The 5,980-nt window shown below is 47.1% G+C and carries 6 protein-coding genes and 1 pseudogene; 5 read left to right on the forward strand and 2 right to left on the reverse strand.

The annotated features are described in order from the left end of the window. The coding region (locus QZ735_RS09870; RefSeq protein WP_294247583.1) for a GLPGLI family protein at positions 1–599 on the forward strand (599 nt) is incomplete at its 5' end. A gap of 114 nt (positions 600–713) precedes the next feature. Here QZ735_RS09870 and QZ735_RS09875 read toward each other — a convergent pair. Then, positions 714–1,145, reverse strand: a complete 432-nt coding sequence (locus QZ735_RS09875; protein WP_294247585.1) for a VOC family protein — start codon at positions 1,143–1,145, stop codon at positions 714–716. Between the two features lie 299 nt (positions 1,146–1,444). Between QZ735_RS09875 and QZ735_RS09880 the strand changes: the two genes are divergently transcribed. Further along, positions 1,445–2,437, forward strand: coding sequence for a phosphotransferase (locus QZ735_RS09880; protein ID WP_294247588.1), 993 nt, complete (start codon positions 1,445–1,447; stop codon positions 2,435–2,437). A 241-nt stretch (positions 2,438–2,678) separates the two neighbouring features. Here QZ735_RS09880 and QZ735_RS09885 read toward each other — a convergent pair whose 3' ends face one another. After that, positions 2,679–3,194 carry a hypothetical protein gene (locus QZ735_RS09885; RefSeq protein ID WP_294247591.1) on the reverse strand — a complete coding sequence of 172 codons (516 nt, stop codon included), beginning with the start codon at positions 3,192–3,194 and terminating at the stop codon, positions 2,679–2,681. A gap of 447 nt (positions 3,195–3,641) precedes the next feature. Between QZ735_RS09885 and QZ735_RS09890 the strand changes: the two genes are divergently transcribed. From QZ735_RS09890 to QZ735_RS09900, 3 genes and pseudogenes are all read left to right on the forward strand, one after another. Beyond that, positions 3,642–4,550: a hypothetical protein gene (locus tag QZ735_RS09890; RefSeq protein WP_294247592.1), complete on the forward strand. Its 909-nt coding sequence runs from the start codon at positions 3,642–3,644 to the stop codon at positions 4,548–4,550. Further along, positions 4,534–5,448 (forward strand): hypothetical protein, encoded by a 915-nt coding sequence (locus tag QZ735_RS09895; protein ID WP_294247594.1) that lies wholly within the window; start codon positions 4,534–4,536, stop codon positions 5,446–5,448. The genes QZ735_RS09890 and QZ735_RS09895 overlap by 17 nt, the downstream gene beginning before the upstream one ends. Before the next feature lie 20 nt (positions 5,449–5,468). Further along, positions 5,469–5,980, forward strand: a pseudogene (locus QZ735_RS09900) (hypothetical protein); the annotation flags it as partial.

Below are 5,980 nucleotides of genomic sequence, written 5' to 3' on the forward strand. Positions count from 1 at the left end.
TGACAGGCCAGGTTATCAGGAGGAAAACAGGTTCTTTTGCCAACGAAAATTTCATCAATATTAAATTCGGTTATTATTCCTATACAACTTCCGATCCCATTCCTTGGAAAATTGAAAATGATACTAAAGAATACGATGGCTATCACCTTCAGAAAGCGACAGCCGATTTCGGAGGGCGGCACTGGATTGCCTGGTTCAATAAAGAGATTCCGTTCAATGAAGGACCCTATAAATTCCGGGGACTGCCGGGATTGATCTTTGAAATCCAGGATGATAAAAATAATTTTAGGTATAAGCTGGTTAAAAATCAGAATCTTCCGGGAAATGTTGCCACTGAGGATTTTCTGGAATCGAATTTCGGAACCAAAGCCATTGCAGTCAGTGAGAAGCAAAAAAGGAAATTGATGATGGATTTTTACAACGATCCTTTTTCCTTTGAAAGGACAAATTTCACCCACAGTACTGATCTGAACATCAACATCGGAGGAAAGCAGATCAGCACCATCGAGGAATTGAATGCCCAGGTTAAGAATCTGCAGCAGATTATACGGAAATACAACAATCCCGTAGAAATCGATAAAGCCGTGAAATACGATTAATCGATCTCAGGTAAAGCCATCCTGTGTAACGGGAAAGGCATCCGGCTGCAAAGCCATGCAACCGGAATTCCTTGACAAGCTTTCAATAAAGAATCTGCTCATTCACCGAATTAATCAATCCATTCCTGATTCCTTTTCATTCCTGCCGCTGAATCTGCTGACGGCTTCAGGGCTCACCGGTGTAAATAAATTCACCAGATTGCCATCGGGATCCCTGAATAACAGGGAATTATTTCCCCAGGGCATCAGTGTGGGTTTCTGAACAAGGTAGGGTTCCAGAAAACCAGACAGCCGTTCGTAGTCTTTTTCCACATCGTCTACCCTGAACTCAATGATGGCAGAACGGTTGTCTGCGGCCCGGGCTACGCTGTCACCGCCAAAAAACTGCAGGGTCCTGAGACTGCCGATCGCCAGCGTAGCGTTTCCTGTCTGCAATTCCGCAAAATCCGGGGTAAATTGTTTCACCATTAATCCGGTTACTTTGCCGTAAAAGGCAACCAAAGCCTCAACATCGGCAGTAATGATTCTGGCAGATACTAAATTCATTATTCTTCTGTTTTGTTTGCTGCAAAAATACATTGCGGTTGTGACAACAGCATGTCAGCAGCTTGACAAGATGGATGTCATCCGTAAATTATTTTCGCTCTGATCCGGATTTTTGAGATGATCGTATTCTGCACTGAAGCTCATATTGGCTGTGAAAATCCCGACATTCCTCCGGCTTCCGGCAGCAGAAAGAAGAAGATTTGCAGCAAAAACGCTTTTGAAAACGAATTCTTTTAGGCAAAAACGGAAAATTTTAACGTAATTGCACCCATTTTTATAACCGGCAGGTATCAGCAACCATGACAGAGAAATTTCCAACCCTTCACAGTACCCTTTCGCCCGGCGCACTGAGCGAACTTATTCAACAGCAATATGGCATGGGCAATGAGACGGAATGCAGCATATTCCGGCTTGCGATGAACCATCTTTACCTTGTCCGTGACGGTGAAGAACGCTATGTTTTCAGAATCTATACCTGCAACTGGCGCAACAGGCTGGAAATTGAAGAGGAACTGAGGCTTCTGATGCACCTGGCAGATGCTGGCCGGCCGGTAGCCTGTCCGATAGCAGATCAGTCAGGCCGGTTGATCCAGGAAATAGAGGCACCGGAAGGGACCAGGTACGGGGTCCTGTTTGCGTATGCGAGCGGGACAAAGACGGCAAAATTTTCGCCTGAAACAAGTTTTCTCATCGGTCAGGCATTGGCAAAAGTCCACCAGTCGACAGAAAATTTTAAGCTTAAGAGGATGTCCTATACCACCCGGAACCTGCTCACGGAACCGTTAGCCAGGACAAAGGCGTTTTACAATAAAAACATCAGCGAAACTGCATTTTTAGAAAACCTTTCTGCATTCCTTATGCTGCAAATGGAAAGTGTGGACAAAAAAGAAATGAGATACGGGGCGGTTCATCTCGATGTCTGGTTCGATAATCTGCATATTGATGATGAAAAAGGGATCACCTTTTTTGACTTCGATTTTTGTGGCAACGGGTATCTGTGCTTTGACATTTCCTATTTCCTGTTCCAGTTGTTTTCAACACACCTGAATGAGGAAGAATACCGGATAAAGGCGGAAAGCTTCATCAGGGGTTATGAAACCGTCACCGCCATCAGCAGCGAAGAGAAAAAGTTCTTACCTTTCGCCTGTCTGGCCATTATGACCTATTACATCAGCGTCCAGTGCGACCGGTTTGATTACTGGACAAATATTTTCCTGAATGAAGACCATCTGAAAAGGATGACCGGGAATCTGAAACGGTGGATGGCGTATAACGAAATAGAGATCGGATAATCGGTTGAGACAGGCTGTTAAAGCAAAATCGGATCCAGCAGGGAATCTTTTTAAGGCCATCATGCTGTGGCACAAGAAGAAGTATTTTATTTATCGATGATATAAGTCAGTCTCACAATTCTATGATGCAGGTTAAGAACCGGCGGTGTAAAAATCATCCTCTGGCAGAAGCCCGGGAGACATCAAAAAAAGTCCGTTTTCACCTGTAGTGAAACGGACTCATGAGATTTGCGGAACCGGACTATCCCGATACCGTGAGCTGTCCGTTATCCTTACCCCAGGTAAATGCGCCTATGCCTTCTGCCAGTCCGGCAAACGTGCCGATAAGGGAGCCTGATTCTGTCATTAATGTCAGTGATACGGCGCCTTCTTCTACGGCACCTGCCACAATTGCCCATTCACAGTTTCCTGCTACGGTGCCGGGATCTACCACAAAAGCTCCGGCCACCTCGCATTCTATGGCAGCAGCCACGGCGCCCCATCCGTGAGCTTCAAATTCTACGGCTTTTACATCCGTAATATTGGTTAGGGCCAGGGTGCATGATACGCCGTAGTAGACGAGTCCGCCCGCTTCAAGGGTGCCTCCCGCTGCCCAGACCGATGTGGAATCGTCAAAAGTAAGAAGTGCCTTGTTTGCTAAATTCACCGGACTGTTTTCCGGGCTGTTCTTAATGATTTCAATCTGCTTCAGAAGAGATTGCCGGGCCAGATCTTTCAGATCTCCGATTGTGGTGGTTGATGCTGTGTTGGTGGTCATGATTTGTTGTTTGGTGTTGAATTTTGCTTACTCTGATTGGTTTTCAGCTTCCCCATCTACTCAAATATTTCCGGATGTATGAGAGGTACACCTACCGGCAGCAGTACGATGCCAATGTTGTACTTATCAAAAGTACCGCTTTACAAAATAGCATCCGTCAGTATAAATACTTAATTTTCAGCATGTAAACCCTGTTGATTTTTTTTAGGCAGGAAGTATGCAGGGAGGGAAGAATGCCACCGTTAGGGTGTTCCGGTAAATAGCAGGGTGGTCTGTAAATAATGTATGATCCGGGCTGAAATTCCGGTATCGGTAACCTGGTTATCTGACGGAAGATCCGTCTGTCATTGCCTGCCTATAATGTTAAATCCCGTCCGGAAATTTGATTTTTATGGTATGTACCTTATCTTTGCCGCTTTCTAATGCTAAAATCATGATGTTATTTTTATGAACAAATTCTTTCTTCCTGTTTTGTTTTGTGCTTCATTCTACAACGCACAAGTTGGTATAAATACTACTCAGCCGGATGCTTCTTCAGTCCTGGAAATCAATACTTCCTCATTACCTTCCGGCAGTAAAAAGGGGTTCCTTGCACCGAGAGTCAGTCTTTCGGGTTCCCGCGACACCCAGACTGTTCCGTCACCCGCCAATGGGCTGCTGGTATACAACCTGGCCAATGCCGGAACGTTTCCCAATGAAGTGCACAGTAACCGTTTTTATTACTGGAACGGCACGGAGTGGCTGGACTTCGGGGCCACATCGGTTTTGCAGAACTTCATCAACAACAGGATCATCAGCCTGAATTCCACAGCTACCCAGAGCTTTACCTATGCATCCATCAATTCCACCAATGCCGCCAACGGAGGCATCCCGGTGAGTTTTGCAGATTCCGACGTTGTCCTTAATGCAGGCAACATTGCCGTGAAATCCGGCAATACTTTCAAGATCAATATTACCGGGCTGTACGAAGTTTCGGCCTACATCAACTATAACCCGAACCGTACCAGCACCGGATCTACCCAGCGGGGATGCTTCCTGAATCTGAAACTGCAGCTTTCCAGCGATAACGGCGCTACCTGGACCGACGTAATCGGTAACCGTACGGCATGGGGAATCAAAACCAATAACCTGCTGAAAACCGCAGTGCTGATTTCCACGCCGATCAACCTTACGGCCGGACAGGATATACGGCTCGTGGTGCAGAACCCCTTTGCTGTTACCGACACCTCCAGCATCCATGGAGAAAACCCTACGGATTTTCCCAATGCACCGCTCCCTGCCATTACCGTTTCTTCAAAAATACCCGTATCCAAAAACTTAACCCTTACTCTTCTTGATTATGATATCCAACAGTAGACTGTACAAGAAAAATCTGTTTAAAATAATTGCGGTCAGCCTCTTAGGCACCGGAAGCTTTCTTTTTTCCCAGGGCGTGGGCATCGGTACCGCTGCGCCTCATCCCTCGGCTTTGCTGGATGTGGACGCCGGCACCTTACCGGCCGGTCAGAAAAAAGGCATCTTATTTCCAAGGGTCGTCCTGCAGAACAGGACCGATGTTACCACCATTCCCAATCCGGTGGTAGGGCTCTTCGTCTACAATACCGCTAATTCTGCTACGGATTCGCAGATCCGGGCCAATGTATTTTATTACTGGACGGGCACCAGCTGGGTAGATATTGCCACTTCCAAAACTTTTGAAACAGAGCTTTACCCGCAGGTATTCATCGTGGCCAACCGGGGAAACCAGGAGCTCAATAAAACGGATTTCAATAATGGCCAGGCGGCGGTGGTGACCTTTAATCCTTCCGGAACCGGAGCCATGTATGTGGATGTGGGCAACAGGGTGTCGCTGACCAACAATAATTTCAGGATTCTGTCAAGCGGACGGTATGAAATCACAGGCTATGTAGGTTACAATCCATGGGTACCGACCAACTGTACGACGTACACTACGGAAGGCAGCTGTACCGCGGCAATGGACCTTATGGTTCAGGTGTCCACGGACAACGGAACGACCTGGACGAATATTGCAAAATCCAGTTCTGCCTGGGGCGTAGGCACGGGAGACCGGAACCGGTCGGTAATCATTACGCCTTTTGTGGTTAATCTTCTGGAAAATAACCTGGTAAGAACGGTTGTGGCCAAAGGTTCCGCCACAAATCACGGGACGTCACCTTCGGGCAGTGTCCTTAATATCGAATCCGGAACCGGTCTGGCCTATTCCCGGTTGTTACGTTTACAGAAACTCAACTAAACTTCAAGATCCTCATCCATATGATTATCAAAACGAATATCAGTCTGTTACTGCTGTGCTCCGCTCTCATCTACGGGCAGGTGGGAATAGGAACCTCAACGCCGAACTCCTCCGCTTTGCTGGACATTTCTTCTTCAAATAAAGGTTTCCTTCTGCCCAGGCTCGCCCTTACCGGCAGGAATGATGCTGCTACCATTGCCAATCCCGCCAATGGCCTGATGGTGGTGAACCTTGCCGCCAACGGAAGCGCAGGGAATGCTGTATTTGCCAACTCCGTGTATTTCTGGCAGAATTCCATATGGCAGAAGTTTACAACGCTTACGGAAATCACGTCTTATGTACAGACCGGTCAGTATGTAATGCGGTCAACAGCGACCCAGCCCTTCACTGCCACAGAACTCAGCAATATCAACAGCAATGAGAATTACGAGGTTCCCGTAGCCTGGTCTGCCAACGACATCACCATCGATAACCCTGCGGACGTCGAATTGCTTACCGGCGGAAACGAATTCAGAATTAAGACGGCAGGCAA

Source organism: uncultured Chryseobacterium sp. (assembly GCF_913776365.1).
Classification (GTDB): Bacteria; Bacteroidota; Bacteroidia; order Flavobacteriales; family Weeksellaceae; genus Chryseobacterium.

What these genes read in the sequence shown, in the direction of transcription:
- QZ735_RS09875 (WP_294247585.1), bottom strand. Translation starts at nt 1,145, where the DNA reads ATGAATTTAGTATCTGCCAGAATCATTACTGCCGATGTTGAGGCTTTG.
- QZ735_RS09880 (WP_294247588.1), top strand. Translation starts at nt 1,445, where the DNA reads ATGACAGAGAAATTTCCAACCCTTCACAGTACCCTTTCGCCCGGCGCA.
- QZ735_RS09885 (WP_294247591.1), bottom strand. Translation starts at nt 3,194, where the DNA reads ATGACCACCAACACAGCATCAACCACCACAATCGGAGATCTGAAAGAT.
- QZ735_RS09890 (WP_294247592.1), top strand. Translation starts at nt 3,642, where the DNA reads ATGAACAAATTCTTTCTTCCTGTTTTGTTTTGTGCTTCATTCTACAAC.
- QZ735_RS09895 (WP_294247594.1), top strand. Translation starts at nt 4,534, where the DNA reads ATGATATCCAACAGTAGACTGTACAAGAAAAATCTGTTTAAAATAATT.